We start from the raw sequence: 18,838 nt of genomic DNA on the forward strand, positions 1-18,838 counted from the left end.
ACGGTGGTTAGTGGCAGGGAAACGCGTTCGAATGCCGCACGTCATGGGCGGCGTTATGGACGACGTCGATATGCGAGAAGCCGACAAAGCCGACGATGAAAAGACCGAGCGTCATCGCCATCAGGGCCTGGGTCAGCCGGCTGACCTGGCCCGCTGCAACCGGCAGATGGGTGGTCTGGGAATGTGCCATCATTGTTCTCCTTGCTTCGTTTCCGACTCTACCAACTTCCTGGCGATGTCGCGACTGGTCAGGTGGAAATTCCGGCCAACCGGAAGCTCCTTTTTTGCGATCTTGTCGCCCGCGGCGGCCCTGAATGCAACTTCAAAGCCAGCGAAATAGCTGAGGCACTCGTCCGGCGACGGCTCGAACCGGAGCAGCGTGCGGAATGCCCGGCGATGCACGGCGCAGAAAGCCGCATGATCTTCGACCGAAAACACCAGCGCATCGATCTCCGGACGCCAGCGCACGCCGTCCGTCACGGCCTAGCCTGCTCGAGCCGCGGACATCCGGACCTCACGAAACCGCGTGGCCGGGCTTGAACGGATTGACCAGCCGGACAATCTCGCACGCCGCGACGAGCCCGATCAGCCAGACGACGTTCAGGAAGCCGATGCGGCCGATGATGGCTGCGGTGAAGCTGCCGGCGCCGCCCAGGAACGGCGTCGCGGCAAAAAGCACGAGCTCATAGGCGCCGTAGGCGCAGGCCAGCGTAAGCGCCAGAACAAGCGCGAAGGCAATCGGACTGCGGCTTTGCGAGAGTGCGCGCAGAACGGCTGCCGAAATCGCCGTAGCGGCAAGCGCGGCAAGGCCGATCGCAAGCCCCCACAGCATCGTATTGGTCTTGATGGGGTAATGCAGGGCGCCGAAGCCGATACCTTGATTGACCAGCCACGCGCCGGTGACGACCAGCAGCGCCGGGCGCAGCGGCAGCATCGCCGCGGCAATCACGGCGAAGGCTGCAAACGGTGTCGCACAGGCAAGCGCGAAGCTTGCAAGCGCGCAAGAGATCGTCAGCAGCGCAAAACAGAATAATGGCGCATGACGCGTCTCGACCGGGGCGAGCCGGGAACCGTCGGCAGAGGGTGACAGCAGGTTGAGGGACATTGGAATTCTCCTTGCCGGGTATTCTAATACATTTCTTCGGGGCGCGCGACAGATCGGCGGCACGACAACTTGGTCGAGCCGTCAGTGCAGCGCCTCCATCGGATCTTCATCTTCGGTCGACGCGGCTCGGTCATGGTCGGCCAGCCATTGCGCAAGTGATGGCGATGGCCGTTGCAAGGCCTGTAGCTGGCGAAGCGCCACCCGCACCGTCGCGCGCGCAAAGCGATCATCCGGGAGCGTCAATGTGGACGGCCCATGCCCGGCCACCACAGCCTCGACGACCCGTCGCTTGAGGGCAACCCGGTCTGCCTCGCCGTAACCTTCGAGCACGGCTTGGAAGGCGTCGTGATAGTCAAGCCGGAACGGCCGTTTCCTTCCCAATTGATCGCGAAGAGGGTGTGGCGGATAGACATGGGCGCAAGGGATCCAGCCGTCCGGCACCGGCTCGGTCGCGGCGTGGGTCCGACCGTGCACCAGCAGCTTGGGCAGGAGGTGGGTATGTGGCCCGCTCGGACTTTGGCCGCCCGGCGGCGGTATCGGTTGAGATACCTCGGCCCGGCCGACCCGGCTGAGGAAGACGCGATGCGGATTGGTCGCCAGGATGATGCGCATCGCATCATTACCCGGCGTGAAGATGGATTTTCCGGCGTAACTCCGCAACAAGCTGACGACCTCCGGATCGGCGCTACGGATGCAGACGTCGACCTGCAGCGTCCCGAGACCGAGATCGAAAAGGACGCCGTTCCGATCCTCCTCGCGCAACGCTTCGTGATCGATGCCTGTCTCCGTCAACTCCGTGCGGCCGTTCATGGCGCAGACCAGGTGCGGCAGGCACAGCGCCACACGATGGCTCCAGGACTCGGTGGTCGGCGATTCCGAAGCGATCAGGCGCATGTCCGGATGCCGCAGAACACGCAATCCGCCGCGCGCCGTCGCCGCGCCGATCGCGCCGTCGCCTTGAACGAACGACACGGGCTCGCCGGCATCGCGCATGAACTCGGCGATCGCACCAAATGTGCCCAGGCTGAAGCCTGCCTCCACCTCGGCAAGCTGGTCCGCCAGAAACGCAATGGGATCATCAGCCGTCGCCATGTGATCAGCCTGTTTGCCGCAGCCTGTTTCACGCCATAACTCGCGACGCGAATGCCGCCGAAGATACCGGGTCCATGACCAAGGAAGCCAGTGAGATTCTCATGGTGCAGGTTGAACGGCATATCGACTCGCGCGAAAACCTTGCGCGACCTTAAGGTAAGGATTCAAGCGCGCGCGGCCCTCCGACGCGAGCCGCGGCGCAGTCGCCGCCAGCCGATGACGATGCCGCTGATCGACACGATCGTGCCGATCAGCGACAGCAGCATAGTCACGATGTCCCAGGCCGGGCGGTGGCGCAGCAGCAACGGAAAATCCAAACTGTGAAGACCGTTGTAGAGCCAGCGATAGGTGCGCCGGCTGTCGTCGGTGCGGCCGAGAATGTCGCCATTGCGCGGATCGATGTGGAACCAGGTCTCCGCCGCGTCATCGAAGCCAACGCGCAGCACGGGCAACGGGCGCTCGTCGTGATGGGCATACCAATAGGCATCGAACTGCGAGAGGCGAAGATGAGTGGTTAGCGCGGCATCCGGCAGCAGACGGGCGGCGGCTTTGAAAATCTCGTCATCGGACAGCGCTATCGCTGCGCCGCTTGCCGGATCTGCAGTGGTTTCACGGCCATCGCGATCGGTGAGAATCATGAGCGGATGGCTCCCGATCCAGACCAAGCGCGCTTCGACGGCGCCCGGCGCAGGTTTCGACTGGAAGGCCGCTGCAATCCGTGGCGTGTCGTGTCCGGCATAACGGACAGCCATGTCCCGGGACGCAGCGCGGCCTGCAAAAAATTCACCGGGATCGAGCGACAACCAGCCACTGAACATCCAGGTGAAAACGAAGATGCCGCCGATCAGCCCGGCGATGTGATGCCAGACCATCCAGCCGCGATAGGGTGTGACGGCGCCGCGCGCATAACGCTGGCGCAACCGCAACCGCAGGACGCCGATCCAGAAACCGGTCACCGCGACCACGAGGCAGATGCCTGAGATCCAGAGCACCACCTGCCGCCAGGTCGCGCCGTCCTGCCGGAGAATTGTCGGATAGATCCAGTGCGGGATTGAGCCCAGCCAATTCCAAAAGCGCTCGCGCCGCGTGGTATCGAGTGCGACCTCGCCGGTCCGCGCGGAGACGTAAAGCTCCGTTCCGTCCGCATCTCCGAGCGCGACCAGGAGCAGCGGTCGCAGCGGATTGTAGCGCGCGGTGACGCTCCACTGGTCGCGCGTGACGGTGCCGATCACTTGCGGATGCGTCGCATTCGGATGGTGGCTCGCGATCGCCAGCGCCTGTTCGGGCGTGACGCTATCGATCAGGCGACCATCCGTCGCGCTCACGGTTTTGCGCGCGCCATCCCAGTCCGTGAGCCGGTAGACCGGCGTATTGTCCAGCATGACCAGACGGAGGTCGCGCGGATAGTGCGCGACGCCGGCGATGATCATGGCCTGGTCGGGCGGCACACGGATCTGGTCCCACGCGATCTCCGGCAGCGCGGCCCATCGCTCGCGGTCGGTGAGCTGCGGGAACGCCACATACATCATGACGACGCCGGAGACGAACCACATCGCAAACAACAGGCAGGTCGCGATGCCGATCCAGCGATGGGTGATGTAGAGCCATCGCCGTCCCCGGCGGATCAAGGCGCGGCGCATGGTCAGAACTTCACGTTGAGCGAGACTTCCGCCGTCCGCGGCATGCCTAGCAGCCATTGCCCGGTGTAGGGCGCGGACGTCGCGTAGACCGTGTCGAACAGGTTGTAAAGCCGGAACGCAACCGTCGTCCGCTGGTCGGGCCTCCAGCGTATCCCGCCATTGACGACGGCATAGGCCGGACGGAGCAGCGTATTGGCGTTGTCGGAATAGGTTTGACCGACGATCTGCACGCCGCTGTAGACGGACCAGTCGGACGCGAAATCCCAGGTGACCCAAATGTTCGACACCTGCTCCGGCACGTTCATGGGAATATTACCGGCATAGTTGACCACCTGTCCGCCGACCATCACCAATATTCAGGAAAGCAGCGAGCGCGCTTCGTCGCAGCGACGGCGCACGCCTCTATCTCTCCCCCCGTCATGACCGGCTTGCGCTGCTTCAAGGCGCGACGTTGATGGTCGCCTTCATGTTCGGGTGGTAACGGCAGTAGTAGTCGACCGTGCCGGCCTTCTTCAGCACAAAGCTCGCCGTCTTCTTCGGCGGCAGAGTCACGTCGAAATCGCCGTTGCGGGCCGTCGCGCTATGGAGCAGGACGTCCTTGTTGGTCCATTCTATGGTGTCGCCGACCCTGGCCGAGGTCACAGCCGGCGCGACCTCGAGATTCTCCATCGAGATTTGAATAGTAGCTGCGCGCGCCGAAGCACCGGCCGCCAGCCACAACGCGGCGATGGCCGCAAATCGGCGCGCTCGTTGCATCCCGCCCTCCTACTTCAGTTCAGCCGCGACATGCTCGGCATGTTGTTCGTGGCCCTGAAAGATTTTCAGGCCGGTTTGCAGCAGTCCCTTCAGCTCCGAATTGCTGGCGGAGGGAATGAGTTGCGTTTCCAGCGCGCCGTCCACGGTCTTGTGGTAAGCGACCTCGTTGGCGACATAGGCTTTGTCAAAGGCTGCGCCTTTGAGCTTGCCGAGCTCGGCAAGCTTGTCGGCGGCCTGCCTGGACAACGCTTTGCTGGTCTCGTTGTCTTCCGGCGTAACCTTGAGCTTCTTGACGAGGTCAAGCGCCTGCTTGTTCACCGCTTCATGGTCGCGCACCATGTCCTGGGCAAACTGCTTCACATCCTTGCTGCTCGCCTTGTCCAGGGCCTGCTTGGCTGCCTTGATGTCGATCTCTCCGGCCGTGTAGGCGATATGGGCGATCTGCGGATCGGTCAGCTTTGCGCCCTCTGCCATCGCCATGCCGCTGGAAAAACAGATGGCTGCAATCGCTGCGCTTATTCGGACATACATCGCTTCAACTCCTGTGGCGCCGGGTCGAAGCCGGCGCGTAAACGGTTGCACAGGAGTTGGATGGTGCAATTGCCCGGAGGTTCCCGAAAAATTCAGGCGCCGAAACCCAGTCGTCTCAGAACCGCTTCGGTCAATCGTTCGCAGCGACGGCCGGCGAAAGGAAAGGCATCCAGCACGATCGGGCCGATCTCCCTCTCCACGTTCCGCCGCAACAGAGCGCGGGCGCGATGCACGCGCGTCTTGACCGTTTCGGGCTTGAGGCAGAGCAGCGCCGCGGTCTCTTCCACGGTCATCTCCTCCATCACGCGCATGATGAAGACCATCCGAAATGGCTCCGGCAACGCATCGATCGCGCGCTCGACGACTTCCTGTACTTGACGTTGCGCCATTGATTTTTCCGGGTCGCTCGATGCGGCGGGAAACGGAATGATCTCGGCCTCGGGCCTCGTTTGCGACAGCGAATCCAGATCCAGCAACAGCGGCTTGCTGCGCAACCGGCCCAATGCCTCGTTCATGGCAATGCGCGACAGCCATGTCGACAGGCTCGACTCCCCGCGAAAGCCGGCAAGATGCGTCAGCGCCCGGACGTAAGCCTCCTGCACCACATCCTCGGCTTCCGCATCGTTGTGCAGGATGCCGCGGACGATGCGGAACAGCCGGCGATTGTTGGCCTTGAGGATGATGCGGATCGCCGTCTCGTCGCGGGCCATGGCGCGTCGGACAAGCTCGCTTTCGCTGATCGCGGCAAGTGGTGTGCTGTTGGCTGGTGTCGAACGCATGGCCTGTCGCCCGGCTGTACGGCTACAAGACTTGGATGCGATCGGGATCGAAAGGTTCCCGAAATTATCCGCCGGTTCCAACCGCGCGCGCGTCCAGGATCACATTACCGGCGAAAACGACTCCGCCTGCGCCATGCGCCAGACATCGCGAAAGCGGATGTCGTCGGTGCCGTTGATCAGCTCGCCCGGCTGCAGCGTCGGATAGAGCTGTGCGAAGGTGCAGACTTCAGTGGTCGATGTCCGCTGCGAGAAATGGATTGGCCGCAGTTCCTGCGGATGCTTCAGGCCAGCCGCCCCGAGCAGCTCGGCGAGCGCGATCAGGGTCGAGTGATGGTAGTTATAGACCCGCTCGATCTTGTGCGGCACGTAGAGCGCGCGGTTGCGGATCGGATCCTGCGTGGTCACGCCGGTCGGGCAGCGGTCGGTGTGGCAGCTCAGGGACTGGATGCAGCCGAGCGAGAACATGAAACCGCGTGCCGAATTGCACCAATCGGCGCCGATGGCCATGGCGCGCGCCATGTCGAAGGCGGTCGCGATCTTGCCCGATGCCCCCAGCTTGATGCGGTCGCGGGCATTGATGCCGACCAGCGCATTGTGGACGAAATTGACGCCCTCGCGCATCGGCATGCCCAGGTGATCCATGAACTCCAGCGGCGCCGCGCCGGTGCCGCCTTCATTGCCGTCGATGACGATGAAGTCGGGATAGATGCCGGTCTTGAGCATCGCCTTGCAGATGGCGAGGAACTCCCAGGGATGGCCGATGCACATCTTGAAGCCGGCCGGCTTGCCGCCCGCGAGTTTCCGCATGTTGCCGACGAACTGCATCATCTCGATCGGGGTCGAGAAGGCGCTGTGGCAGGGCGGCGAGATGCAGTCCTCGCCCATGGTGACGCCGCGGATCTTGGAAATCTCCTCCGATACCTTGGCTGCCGGCAGCACGCCGCCATGGCCGGGCTTGGCGCCCTGGCTGATCTTGAGCTCGACCATCTTGATCTGGTCGGTGGCCGCGACGCGAGCGAACTCGTCCGGGTTAAATTTTCCGTCGCGGGTGCGGCAGCCGAAATAGCCGGAGCCGATCTCCCAGATGATGTCGCCGCCCATCTCGGCATGATAGGGGCTGAAGCCGCCCTCGCCGGTGTCATGGGCGAAGCCGCCCTTCTTGGCGCCGGCATTGAGCGCGCGCACGGCGTTGGGGCTCAAGGCGCCGAAGCTCATGGCGGAGATGTTGAACACCGAGGCGGAATACGGCTTGGTGCAATCCGGCCCGCCGATGGTGATGCGGAATTTCTCGTTGGAATGCGCTTTCGGCGCGACCGAGTGGTGCATCCATTCATAGCCGTTGCGATAGACGTCCTCCTGCGTGCCAAACGGGCGCTTGTCGAGCTGCATCTTGGCGCGCTGATAGACCACGGCGCGAATGTCGCGCGAGAAGGGCATGCCGTCCTTCTCGCTCTCGAAGAAATACTGCCGCATCTCGGGCCGGATCTCCTCGAGCAAAAAACGCATATGCGCCGAGATCGGATAGTTGCGCAAAACCGCGTGGCCCTTCTGCGTGAGATCGCGGATGCCGAGCAGCGTGAGCCCCCCGAAGATCAGCAGCGGAATGAGGACGACGTCGAACGCTTTAGGATTGTGATCGAAGATGCCGATGCCGAGCAGCAGCGCGGTCACCACCGCGCAGATCGTCAACACGATGAAGCGTGGCGAGAACGGAAGCATCAAGGTTTCCATGGGGCACCCCTCGGCCTTGTCCGGCCCTGGTTTTTGTTATCGGACGCACGCGAGCGCCCGAGCCTACCTGGCATCAGGTTCAAGCATATGACAACACGTCGCTTTGAAGAAGCTAGCCGTTGCCGCAGGCGGGAATCAATACAGTGGTGCTGCCGGTATTTTGCGATGCAGCGAGAGGGATGGAGAGCGGACGAAGCGGCTGAGCGTGACCGGCTCAACCGTCATGGCCGGGCTTGTCCCGGCCATCCACGTCGGGACTTAGATGATAGAGTCATATAAGTCGCTCCATTCGGGATTGGCCGCAATGATCAACCCCACTTTCCAGGCTCGCGACCAGTGCTTGATGTTCTTTTCACGCTGAATGGCGGTTCGGATGTCTTCGTACTGTTCGTAGTAGACTTAGAGCGTTTTCGAGCGAAGTGGACACCGGTTCGCGTGAAGAAAACGCGTCAAAACAAGAATCTAGAGCTCCGGTCCTGATTCAATCAGAACCGGAAATGCTCTAGTCGTTTGACGGAGTATCTTTTCGTGAATCCAGGGACCAGGCCGTCTCGATGCTCGTGAATGCGACGAACGAGATCGCTGGTCACCCCACGTAGAGGACGCCATTTGCAGCGCTGGCTAGAATGTAAACGTACGCACCCGCCATGGGTGCATTTTGACCGACGTGGATGGCCGGGACAAGCCCGGCCATGGCCGCGGAGCGAGGATCGACAGGCGAGCTCTTACGCAGCCCGCGCGATCAGCGCTCGACGAACGCCTTCTCGATCACGAAGTGGCCGGGCTCGGTGTGATTGCCCTCAGTGAAGGCGCGGGCCTCGAACATCTGCTTCAGCTCTTCCAGCATCGCCGGGCTGCCGCACATCATGATGCGGTCGCCTTCGACATTGAGCGGCTTTTGCCCGATGTCGTTGAAGAGCTGCTCGGAGGTGATGAGATCGGTGATGCGGCCGCGGTTGCGGAACGGCTCGCGAGTCACCGTCGGATAATAGGACAGCTTCTCCGAGAGCAGCGGGCCGAACAGCTCGTCCTCGGTCAGCGTCGCCACCAGCTGCTCGCCGAAAGCGAGCTCGTTGACATGGCGGCAGCCATGCACCAGCACGATCTTCTCGAAGCGCTCGTAGACCTCAGGGTCCTTGATGAGGCTCGCAAACGGCGCGAGACCGGTGCCGGTCGACAGCAGCAGGAGCCGGTCGCCCGGGATCAGATTGTCGGTGATCAGCGTTCCGGTCGCCTTGCGGCCGACCAAAATGGTGTCGCCTTGCTTGATCCTCTGCAGGCGCGAGGTCAAAGGACCATCCGCAACCTTGATCGAGAAGAACTCCAGCTCTTCCTCGTGATTGGCGCTAGCCATGCTGTAGGCGCGCAGCAACGGCCGGCCCTCGACCTCGAGCCCGATCATCGCGAACTGGCCGTTCTGGAAACGGAAGCCGGAGTCGCGAGTGGCCTTGAAGCTGAACAGCGTGTCGGTCCAGTGCTGGACGGAAAGAACTTTCTCTCGATAGAAGGCGCTCATGGTATGCGATTCTTCCGGCTTGGGTCTCGTTGGAACAAACGGACTGCGTGGCCCCGAGAAGGGCAAAACCCCTGAATTTGCGGGAGATTTTCGCGTTTCACTTACGCGATTGCGCGAGATAATCAACCCGCGATGACGCGTAATTGACGTGGTTCAAATGCATGTCGCTCGATTTGGCAAACGAGTTCGATGCATGCTGCGATGGGCTGGCGAGAGCGGTAATTTCCTTGCCAAGGGACACGCCGATCCGCCACTTAATTTCACGGCAACGTTAGTTAACCGGTTAACAAGCGAATTTCGAAATGCTCAACAGCCAGCGCATCTTCGTCCAGGCGATCAAGACCTATTGCACCGAGCACGGACTTGCAGTCGATGTATGCGCCGACGGCTGGCTCATCGTCATGCGGGACGGCGCGCGGCGAAAGCTCGCTTTTGCCTATGATCTCGGGCTCAACAGCGCAGTCGCGCACCGGATCGCCAACGACAAATCGGCAACCAGCGACGTGCTGGCGCTCTCGGGTGTCGCGTGCGTTCCGCACACGCTGTTTCTCAACCCCGAGCTCAATGCCTTCGTCCCGCCACGCGGCTCATGGGAGGCGATGCTTGATTTGCTGCAGCAATCGCCCGGCGGCATTGTCGTCAAGCCGAACGAGGGCACGTCGGGAAAATCGGTGTTCTGGGTCACGAGCCGGCCGGCGCTCGAGCTTGCGGTGAAGCGGATTTTTTCTACCCATACGGCGCTTGCCGTCTCGCCCTATCTCGACATCGAGGACGAGGTGCGCGTCGTCATGCTCGATGGCAAGCCGCTTGTCGTCTATGCGAAGGACCGCCCTGCCGTGACCGGTGACGGTCGGCGCTCGCTGCTGGCGCTCGCGCTCGAGAGCGTGCCGGCCGCGCGACGCTCGAGCGTGCTGCCCGGCCTGTTCGCCGATTTCGACAGAGCCGCACTCGACGCGATCGTACCGGCCGGCGAGCGGCGCCTGCTGAACTGGCGCCACAATCTGGAGAGTGGCGCCGAGCCGGCTTTGCTGCAGGAGGGCGGCACGCGGGACGCCTGCGCAGCACTTGCCGCCGATGCGGCTGAGGCGATCGGCATCCGCTTCGCCTCCGTCGACGTGGTGCGCGCGAACGGAGCCTGGCAGGTGCTGGAGGTCAATTCCGGCGTGATGATGGAGGCGCTGAGCAGCAAGCACCCCGAACTCGTACAGGCGACCTACAGCGCCGCACTACGCGAGGTGTTCGCTTAAGGCATCGAGATTGGTTTGAGCTGATTGCCTCGAGTTGCACCTCTCCCCAGCGCGGAGAGGTGAGACCAAAGTTCGCGGCCAAATCGACTTAATCCCAGCAGCCTTAAAAGGCGTATTCCGCATAGGCCGGCTCGACCGAGCCGCGCCAGGGACCCTCGAATTTCTCCAGCATATCCTCGGCCGGCGTGCGGCCGGAATCGATGATGTGATCGAGCGGCTCGAGGTGACGGGACTCGTCGCGGCCGAGATGGTCGATGCGGGCGCGCCGGCGCAGCCCGGCATGCGCGAGCGCGAGGCACTCCCTGGCGATCTCGAACAGATAGTGGTCCTTGATGCGGGACTTGAAGCCGAGCCGCGGCACGTCATCGCGCAACGCCTGGCGCTCATGCGCATGCCAGTGCTTGGCGATGTCCCAGGCCGCATCGAGGCTGACGTCGTCATAGAGCAGGCCGACCCAGAACGCCGGCAGCGCCGGCAACCGGCCCCACGGCGCGCCGTCGGCGCCGCGCATCTCCAGATAGCGCTTCAGCCGCACCTCCGGGAAAATCGTCGAGAGGTGATTGGCCCAGTCCGACAATGTCGGCCGCTCGCCCGGCATCGCGGGATTCTTGCCCGCGAAGAAATCACGGAACGAAGTGCCGGAGACGTCGATATAGGCATCGCCGCGCTTCACGAAATACATGGGAACGTCGAGCGCGTAATCGACATAGCGCTCGAACCCCATGCCGTCCTCGAAAGCGAAAGGCAGCATGCCGGAGCGTGCATTGTCGGTGTCGCGCCAGATCTCGGATCGGAACGACAAAAAGCCGTTGGGCTTGCCCTCGGTGAAAGGCGAATTCGCAAACAGCGCGGTGGCGACAGGCTGCAGCGCCAGCGACACGCGCAGCTTCTTGACCATGTCGGCTTCCGAGGAGAAGTCGAGGTTGGTCTGCACAGTGCAGGTCCGGTACATCATGTCGATGCCGAGGGTGCCCACCTTCGGCATGTAATTGGTCATGATCTTGTAGCGGCCCTTGGGCATGACCGGGATCTGCGCCCGCGACCAGGAGGGCGTCATGCCGAGGCCGAGAAAGCCGATCCCCAGAGGGGTCGCGATCTCGCGCACCTGCGCAAGATGTGCCATCAGCTCGGCCTGGGTCTGATGCACGGTTTCGACCGGCGCGCCCGACAATTCGAACTGTCCGCCCGGCTCCAGCGAGATGGCGCCGCCGCCGGTCACGTCATGGAGGCCGATGATATTGCCGCGCTCCATGATCGGCTCCCAGCCGAGCAGGAGCTGCATCCCCTCCAGCAGCATGCCGATGCCGTGCGCGCCCTCGTAAGGCACGGGCTTGTGGCCTTCGAGGGTGAAGGGCGTCTTCTCGTGCTCGGTGCCGATGCGGAACTCGGACGGAGGCTTTTCGCCCGCCTCGAGCCACGCAACGAGTTCGTCGCGCGATTGCAGCGGCGTCATGTCGATCTGGTCTCGCGCCATACTAAATCCGGATCCAGGGCGCTTCGATCAATGCGCGCGTTGTCGGGAATGTCCGCGAAGCTTGCCTTGCGCGAACGCTATTAATCAAAACGGTGCTCATCGGACAGGCGCACCCTCGGCCGCCACCGGCGGGGCCATCTCACCGCAGGAGCAGCCCAGCCGGTCGAGCAGGCCGCATAGCTTTGCCGCATCCGCGTCCGATAGCTTGGAACCGACATATTTCTCGATTGCGGCCGAATAAGCACCCCACATCCGCTTTTGCAGCTCGCGCCCGGCCTCGGTGATCTCCACGAACTGGCCGCGCTTGTCGACCTTGCATTCGCGCCGTGCCGCCAGCCCCTCCTCGACCAGCCGGTCGATCAGCCGCGAGGTCGAATATTGCGGGATCAGCATCTGCCGCTCCAGCTCCACCGGACGCAGCTCGCCAGTCGGCGCACGCGACAGTTCCAATAGTGCATCGTACCAGGCCAACGGCGGGAAGCCGGCCTTCTTCAAGTCCTGCTCGACGGCGTCCAGCACACGACTCTGCACCCGCACCAGGCGGATCCAGGCGGCGGTCGCCTCGGTCGATGGTTTGCGCTTCATGGTCCCGGTCTTAAGGTCGCGTTCTCAGATCCCTGCGCGGCGACTATACCGCACTCAATGCATCTGCATCAATCTTGACTATTCCATGCAGCCGCATTTAGTCATGGCCCCGCCACCACCCAAGGACCCAACAGGAGGAAAAAAAACCATGAAGCTTTATTACACCCCCGGCGCCTGCTCGCTGTCGCCCCATATCGCTCTCCTGGAAGCAGGTCTGCCCTACGATCTGGTAAAAGTCGACCTCCGCGCCAAGAAACTGGAAAATGGCGAGGACTTCCTGGCGGTCAATCCCAAGGGCCAGGTGCCTGTGCTTGCCCTCGGCTCCGGCGAGTTGGTCACCGAAGGCCCGGTCATCGTCCAAATGATCGCCGACCAGGCCGCCGCCAAGCATCTCGCGCCGGCCCGCGACAGCAAGGAGCGCTACAAATTTCTTGAGTGGCTGAACTTCATCACGACCGAGCTGCACAAGAACCTCGGCCCGCTGTTCTCGCCCGTGCTCGCCGACGACGCCAAGGCCTTCTTCAAGGACCGCGCGATGAGCAAGTTCAAATATCTCGACGGCCAGCTCGCCGGCCGCGATTACCTGATGGGCAAGGAATTCACCGTCGCCGACGGCTATCTCTTCACCATGCTGATGTGGGCGACCGACCGTCTCGGTTTCGATCTGTCGGGGCTGCCGAACCTGACGGCCTACAAGGCGCGTGTGGCCGCGCGCCCGAAGGTCAAGGAAGCGATGACCAAGGAAGGGCTGTTGAAGGCGGCGTGAGATTTTTGCGCTGGCAAACAGCAAAAGGCCGGACCGACGTCCGGCCTTTATTTTTTTTCGGAACAGGCATCACGGCCTTCGCCGGGACGACGTCAGGCGGCCGCCGGCCGCTTCTTCGGGGGGAAGCGGCCGTAGAAGGTTTCGCCCTTGGCGGCCATGTCTTCCAGCAGCTTCGGCGGGGTGAAGCGGGCGCCGTATTTGGCCTCCAGCCTGTGGCAGAGCTCGACGAACTTCTTGGTACCCATGAAGTCGATATAGGACAGCGTGCCGCCGGTGAACGGCGCAAAGCCGAAACCGAGGATCGAGCCGACATCGGCCTCGCGCGGATCGGTGATGACATGGTCTTCCACCGTGCGCGCGGCTTCCACCGCCTGCACCACCAGGAAGCGCTGCTTCAATTCTTCGACACTGAGCGTGTCTGGATCGAGATGCTTGGGCTGCAGATCACCGAGGCCCGGCCATAGGCTCTTCTGGCCCTTGCCCTTCTCGGGGTAATCATAAAAGCCCTTGGCGTTCTTGCGGCCGAAGCGGCCTTGCTTCTCGACCATCTCGACCATCAGCTTCTTGTGCGCCTGGTCGATGGCGTTGGGGCCAAGATCGGCTTCGGTCGCCTTCATGATCTTCAGGCCAAGGTCGAGCGCGACCTCGTCGGACAGCGACAAGGGACCGACCGGCATGCCAGCCATCTTGGCCGCATTCTCGATCATCGCCGGCGGCACGCCTTCGAGGAACATCTCGTTGCCTTCGGAGATGTAGCGCAGCACGCAGCGGTTGGCGAAGAAGCCGCGGGAGTCGTTGACGACAATCGGCGTCTTCTTGATCTGGAGCACAAAGTCCAGCGCGGCCGCCACCGCCGCATCGCCGGTGTTCTTGCCGACGATGATTTCGGTCAGCATCATCTTCTCGACCGGCGAGAAGAAATGGATGCCGACAAACCGCGCCTGGTCCTTGAACTCCTCGGCGAGCGATGAGATCGGCAGCGTCGAGGTGTTGGAGGCGAAGATCACGCCGGGCTTCAGATATTGCTGCGCCTTGGCAAAGGTCTCGTTCTTGACCTTGCGATCCTCGAACACGGCCTCGATGACGAGGTCGCAATCGGAAAGCGCCGCATAATCGGCCGTTGCCGTGATGCGGCCGAGCAGCGCGTCGCGATCGGCCTCCTTGGCGCGGCCCTTCGCGATCAGGCCGTCGATGACGGATTTCGCATGCGCCCTGCCCTTGTCGGCGCTCTCCTGGTCGCGATCGATCAGCACCACGTCGATGCCGGCCTGCGCAGAGACATAGCCGATGCTGGCGCCCATGAAGCCGGCGCCGATGACGGCAAGCTTCTTGACCTTGTTCTTCGGCACGCCCTCGGGGCGGCGGGCGCCCTTGTTCAATTCCTGCATCGACAGGAACAGGCTGCGGATCATCGCCTGCGCCTCGTTCGAGCGCAGGATCTGGGTGAAGTAGCGCGACTCCACGCGCAAGCCAGCGTCGATCGGCAACTGCAGGCCTTCGTAGACACAGCTCATCACCGCGCGCGCCGCCGGATAATTGTCGTAGGTCTCGCGGCGATAGATGGCGTTGCCGGCCGGGAACATCATCATCCCGCCCTTGGAGAAGACGGGGCCGCCGGGCAACTTGAAACCCTTCTCGTCCCAGGGCGCGACCGCCTTGCCGCCGCCCTTGATCCAGTCCTTGGCGGTCTTGATCATATCGGCGGCCGGTACGATGGCGTCGATCAGCTTCAGCTGCTTCGCCTTGGCGAGATTCATCGCCTCGCCCTTGAGCAGGATCTGCATCGCATCCTGCGGCGAGACCATGCGCGGGATGCGCTGGGTGCCGCCGGCGCCCGGAAACAGGCCGACCTTGATCTCGGGCAGACCAAGCCGCGTCTTCGGATTGTCCGCGGCGACGCGATAATGGCAGGACAGCGTCAGCTCGAAGCCGCCGCCGAGCGCAAGCCCGTTGATCGCGGCAACCCAGGGCTTGCCCGACGTCTCGATGGAGCGGAAGACCTGTGAGAAGCGGCGGCTCTGGTCGAACAGCATCTGGTTCGCCGCGGTCTCGCCCTTTTCCTTTAGCACCTGCCCATAGGTGCGGCTCATGCCCTCCAGCATCGACAGGTCCGCGCCGGCCGACAGCGCTTCCTTGGCCGAGGTGATGACGACGCCCTTGACTGCGGCATCGCCGGACGTCTGCTTCACGATCTCCTCGAGCTCGGTAACGGAAGTCTCGTCCAGCACGTTCATCGAACGTCCGGGAATATCCCAGGTGACGAGTGCAATGCCGTCGGCGTCGGTTTCGACTTTGAAATTCTTGAAGGCCAGATCCTTGATCGCCATGTGGTGCTCCCTCGATGCCGGCTGCCGGGAACGGCGCGGCGGTTAGCTGTAAATTCGCAGGGTGGGTTAGCGAAGCGTAACCCATCACTTCCTGCACCGCGGCTTGGTGGGTTACGCCTTCGGCTCACCCACCCTACGCCAGCTACGTTGTCACACCCGCTCGATGATGGTCGCGGTGCCCATGCCGCCGCCGATGCACAGCGTCACCAGCGCGGTCGCCTTGTTGGTGCGCTCCAGTTCGTCGAGCACGGTGCCGAGGATCATCGCGCCGGTCGCGCCGAGCGGATGGCCGAGCGCGATCGCGCCGCCATTGACGTTGATCTTGTCATTGTCGATCTCGAAGGCCTGGATGTAGCGCAGCACTACAGAGGCGAAGGCTTCGTTGAGTTCGAACAAATCGATGTCGGACTTCTTCATGCCCGAGCGTTCGAACAGCTTCTCGGTGACATCGACCGGACCGGTCAGCATCATCGCCGGTTCCGAGCCGATATTGGTGAAGGCGCGGATTTTCGCACGCGCCTTCAGGCCGTATTTGGTGCCCGCTTCCTTGCTGCCGAGCAGCACGGCACCGGCACCATCGACGATGCCCGACGAATTGCCGGCATGGTGCACATAATTGACGCGCTCGATCTCCGGATGCGACTGCACCGCTACCGCATCGAAGCCCGCCATCTGCGCCATCTCGACGAAGGACGGCTTGAGTTGCGCCAGCGACTGCATGGTCGTGGAGGGACGCATGTGCTCATCCTTGGCCAGGATGGTGAGGCCATTGATATCCTTCACCGGCACCACCGACTTGCTGAAGCGGCCCTCCTCCCAGGCCTTGCCAGCGCGCTGCTGGCTCTGCACCGCATAGGCATCGACATCGTCGCGGGAGAAACCGTATTTGGTGGCGATCAGGTCAGCCGACACGCCCTGCGGCATGAAATAGGCGGGTACCGCAATCGACGGGTCCATCGGCCAGGCGCCGCCGGAGGCGCCGATGCCGACACGGCTCATGGATTCGGCGCCGCCGCCAATCACGAGCTGATTCTGGCCACTCATGATCTGGGCGGCGGCGAAATTCACTGCATCGAGGCCGGAGGCGCAGAAACGGCTGATCTGCACGCCCGGCACGGCTTCGCCGAGGCCCGCGTTCAGCGCCGCAAAGCGTGCGATGTCCGAACCGGCTTCGCCCACGGGATCGACCACGCCGAGCACGACGTCGTCGACGGAATCCTCGGGCAGGTTGTTACGCTCCTTGAGTGCCTCCAGCGGCACGGTGGCGAGCCGCAAGGCGGTCACCTCGTGCAGGGCGCCATCGGCCTTGCCGCGGCCACGCGGGGTGCGAACGTGATCGTAGATATATGCCTCAGGCATGACGGCCTCCAGGAATGATGATCATCATATCATAGCGATTTGAGCCAAGCGGCGAAAGCTAATCCGCGCTTGAATGAGCATGATCTTTTCGGAAAACCGCTGCACACTTTTCCGGATCATGCTCTAGAACGCCTCCGCCGGCAGTTCCATCGTGGTCGCACACCCGCTCTGGACTCGCGCGAGATGCAGCGCGGTCTCGGGCAGCATGCGCTCCATGTAGAAGCGGCCGGTGACGAGCTTGGTCGACAGATAGGACGAAGGGCCGGAAGCCGCAATCTTGTCCAACGCGACCCTCGCCATCTTCGCCCACATGTAGCCGAGCACGGTGTAGCCGAACAGATGCATGTAGTCGGTGGCGGCCGCACCCGCATTGTCGGGCTTGGCCATCGCATTCTGCATCAGCCACATGGTGGCCTGCTGCAGATGGCCGAGCGCAGTCGATACCGGCGTGATGAAGGGCTTCATGGCCTCGTCCGCGCCATGCTCCTTGGCGAAGGCGCCGACCTCGGCAAAGAACGCCATCACCGCGCGGCCGCCGTCGCGAGGCAGCTTGCGCCCGACGAGGTCCAGCGCCTGAATGCCGTTGGCGCCCTCATAGATCATGGCAATGCGCGCATCGCGCACGAACTGCTCCATGCCCTGCTCGGCGATATAGCCGTGGCCGCCATACATCTGCTGCGCCTGCACCGCGTTGGCAAAGCCGATCTCGGTGAGGAAGCCCTTCAGCACCGGCGTCATCAGACCCATGTGGTCGTCGGCGGCCTGGCGATCCTTGGCGTCTTCCGAGCGATGTGCGACGTCGCTCTTGAGCGCCGTCCACACCACCATGGCGCGCGCGGCCTCGTTGAAGGCGCGGATGGTGAGCAGCGTGCGGCGGACATCAGGATGCACGATGATGGGATCGGCAGGCTTGTCCGGCGCTTTCGCGCCCGTGAGCGCACGGCCCTGCAGGCGCTCGCGGGCGTAGGCCACCGCGTTCTGATAGGCGACCTCGGACTGTGCAAGTCCCTGCACGGCGACGCCGAGACGGGCCTCGTTCATCATCACGAACATGCCCTGCATGCCCTTGTTTTCTTCGCCGATCAGCCAGCCGGTGGCATTATCGTAGTTCATCACGCAGGTGGAATTGCCGTGGATGCCCATCTTGTGCTCGATCGAGCCGCAGGCGACGCCATTGCGGGCGCCCGCGGAACCATCGGCATTGACCAGGAATTTCGGCACCACGAACAGCGAGACGCCCTTGATGCCGGCGGGTGCGCCGTCGATACGTGCGAGCACCAGATGGATGATGTTGTCGGCAAGATCATGCTCGCCCGCCGAGATGAAGATCTTGGTGCCCGTGATCTTGAAGCTGCCGTCGGCCTGGCGCACCGCCTTGGTGCGCAAGAGGCCGAGATCGGTGCCGCAATGCGGCTCGGTCAGGTTCATGGTGCCGGTCCACTCGCCCGCGATCATCTTCGGCACATAGGTCTTCTTCTGCTCGGGCGAGCCGTGCACCAGGAGCGCCGCGGTCGCGCCCATGGTCAGGCCGCCATACATCGAGAACGCCATGTTGGCGGAGATCTGAAATTCGTTGACCGCCTGCGACAGCGTCACGGGCAGGCCCTGTCCGCCATATTCGGTAGGCGCCGAGAGCCCGAGCCAGCCGCCCTCGGAGACCTGCTTGAAGGCTTCCTTGAAGCCTTTGGGCGTGGTGACGCTGGAATCGTCGTTGCGCTTGCAGCCTTCGAGATCGCCGGCGCGATTGAGCGGCTGCAGCACCTCTTCGGCGAGCTTGGCCGCCTCGCCCAGGATCGCCTCGCGCACATCGGCAGACGCATCGGAAAAGCCGGGCAGGTTGTCGTAGCGATCGATCTGGAAGACGTCATTGAACAGGAAGTTCACGTCTTCCACGGGGGCTTTGTAGATGGGCATTTCGCATCTCCCGGCA

Annotated in this window: 18 protein-coding genes and 2 pseudogenes; 2 read left to right on the plus strand and 18 right to left on the minus strand. The window is 63.0% G+C overall.

From position 1 onward, the window contains the following. Positions 1-7: 7 nt before the first annotated feature. The 13 genes and pseudogenes from A3AI_RS0112365 to A3AI_RS0112415 form a co-directional block, all read right to left on the minus strand. Positions 8-190 carry a CbtB domain-containing protein gene (locus A3AI_RS0112365; protein WP_024515873.1) on the minus strand — a complete coding sequence of 61 codons (183 nt, stop codon included), beginning with the start codon at positions 188-190 and terminating at the stop codon, positions 8-10. Then, complete coding sequence (locus A3AI_RS0112370; protein WP_024515874.1) at positions 190-480, minus strand: hypothetical protein; 291 nt, start codon at positions 478-480, stop codon at positions 190-192. The genes A3AI_RS0112365 and A3AI_RS0112370 overlap by 1 nt, the downstream gene beginning before the upstream one ends. Positions 481-514: 34 nt before the next feature. Then, entirely contained in the window at positions 515-1,105 is a 591-nt protein-coding gene (locus tag A3AI_RS0112375) for a hypothetical protein (protein WP_024515875.1), read from the minus strand. Positions 1,106-1,186: 81 nt separating this feature from the next. Then, positions 1,187-2,197, minus strand: a complete 1,011-nt coding sequence (locus A3AI_RS0112380) for a DUF6925 family protein (protein WP_024515876.1) — start codon at positions 2,195-2,197, stop codon at positions 1,187-1,189. A gap of 164 nt (positions 2,198-2,361) precedes the next feature. Next, positions 2,362-3,837 carry a PepSY domain-containing protein gene (locus A3AI_RS0112385; RefSeq protein WP_024515877.1) on the minus strand — a complete coding sequence of 492 codons (1,476 nt, stop codon included), beginning with the start codon at positions 3,835-3,837 and terminating at the stop codon, positions 2,362-2,364. Between the two features lie 2 nt (positions 3,838-3,839). Then, a complete protein-coding gene (locus A3AI_RS0112390) occupies positions 3,840-4,184 on the minus strand; it encodes a TonB-dependent receptor domain-containing protein (protein WP_024515878.1) in 345 nt (114 codons plus the stop codon). A 91-nt stretch (positions 4,185-4,275) separates the two neighbouring features. After that, complete coding sequence (locus A3AI_RS0112395; protein WP_024515879.1) at positions 4,276-4,593, minus strand: cupredoxin domain-containing protein; 318 nt, start codon at positions 4,591-4,593, stop codon at positions 4,276-4,278. A 9-nt stretch (positions 4,594-4,602) separates the two neighbouring features. Then, a complete protein-coding gene (locus A3AI_RS0112400; protein WP_024515880.1) occupies positions 4,603-5,124 on the minus strand; it encodes a DUF4142 domain-containing protein in 522 nt (173 codons plus the stop codon). 92 nt (positions 5,125-5,216) lie between these two features. Then, entirely contained in the window at positions 5,217-5,903 is a 687-nt protein-coding gene (locus A3AI_RS0112405) for an RNA polymerase sigma factor (RefSeq protein ID WP_024515881.1), read from the minus strand. A gap of 99 nt (positions 5,904-6,002) precedes the next feature. Next, positions 6,003-7,634 (minus strand): FMN-binding glutamate synthase family protein, encoded by a 1,632-nt coding sequence (locus A3AI_RS0112410; RefSeq protein WP_024515882.1) that lies wholly within the window; start codon positions 7,632-7,634, stop codon positions 6,003-6,005. A 258-nt stretch (positions 7,635-7,892) separates the two neighbouring features. Continuing rightward, positions 7,893-8,033 (minus strand): annotated as a pseudogene (locus tag A3AI_RS49285) (GIY-YIG nuclease family protein); the annotation flags it as partial. Positions 8,034-8,137: 104 nt separating this feature from the next. Next, positions 8,138-8,328: pseudogene (locus A3AI_RS49290) on the minus strand (GIY-YIG nuclease family protein); the annotation flags it as partial. Positions 8,329-8,376: 48 nt separating this feature from the next. Then, positions 8,377-9,150, minus strand: a complete 774-nt coding sequence (locus A3AI_RS0112415) for a ferredoxin--NADP reductase (protein WP_024515883.1) — start codon at positions 9,148-9,150, stop codon at positions 8,377-8,379. A gap of 302 nt (positions 9,151-9,452) precedes the next feature. On the opposite strand from A3AI_RS0112415, the gene A3AI_RS0112420 reads away from it, so the two are divergent. Then, complete coding sequence (locus tag A3AI_RS0112420; protein ID WP_024515884.1) at positions 9,453-10,397, plus strand: ATP-grasp domain-containing protein; 945 nt, start codon at positions 9,453-9,455, stop codon at positions 10,395-10,397. 103 nt (positions 10,398-10,500) lie between these two features. On the opposite strand, the gene A3AI_RS0112425 is transcribed toward A3AI_RS0112420, so the two are convergent. Continuing rightward, complete coding sequence (locus A3AI_RS0112425; RefSeq protein ID WP_024515885.1) at positions 10,501-11,871, minus strand: glutamate--cysteine ligase; 1,371 nt, start codon at positions 11,869-11,871, stop codon at positions 10,501-10,503. Positions 11,872-11,967: 96 nt separating this feature from the next. Beyond that, positions 11,968-12,456 (minus strand): MarR family winged helix-turn-helix transcriptional regulator, encoded by a 489-nt coding sequence (locus A3AI_RS0112430; RefSeq protein ID WP_024515886.1) that lies wholly within the window; start codon positions 12,454-12,456, stop codon positions 11,968-11,970. A 148-nt stretch (positions 12,457-12,604) separates the two neighbouring features. Between A3AI_RS0112430 and gstA the strand changes: the two genes are divergently transcribed. Beyond that, complete coding sequence (gene gstA, locus A3AI_RS0112435) at positions 12,605-13,222, plus strand: glutathione transferase GstA (protein WP_024515887.1); 618 nt, start codon at positions 12,605-12,607, stop codon at positions 13,220-13,222. A gap of 92 nt (positions 13,223-13,314) precedes the next feature. Here gstA and A3AI_RS0112440 read toward each other — a convergent pair whose 3' ends face one another. The 3 genes from A3AI_RS0112440 to A3AI_RS0112450 all read right to left on the minus strand — a co-directional run bounded on the left by A3AI_RS0112440 (position 13,315) and on the right by A3AI_RS0112450 (position 18,822). Next, a complete protein-coding gene (locus A3AI_RS0112440; RefSeq protein WP_024515888.1) occupies positions 13,315-15,534 on the minus strand; it encodes an FAD-dependent oxidoreductase in 2,220 nt (739 codons plus the stop codon). 165 nt (positions 15,535-15,699) lie between these two features. Next, entirely contained in the window at positions 15,700-16,908 is a 1,209-nt protein-coding gene (locus A3AI_RS0112445; RefSeq protein WP_024515889.1) for an acetyl-CoA C-acetyltransferase, read from the minus strand. Positions 16,909-17,031: 123 nt separating this feature from the next. After that, positions 17,032-18,822, minus strand: coding sequence for an acyl-CoA dehydrogenase C-terminal domain-containing protein (locus A3AI_RS0112450; RefSeq protein WP_024515890.1), 1,791 nt, complete (start codon positions 18,820-18,822; stop codon positions 17,032-17,034). Between the last annotated feature and the right edge of the window lie 16 nt (positions 18,823-18,838).

Source organism: Bradyrhizobium sp. Tv2a-2 (assembly GCF_000472425.1).
In the GTDB taxonomy this organism is placed as follows: Bacteria; Pseudomonadota; Alphaproteobacteria; order Rhizobiales; family Xanthobacteraceae; genus Bradyrhizobium.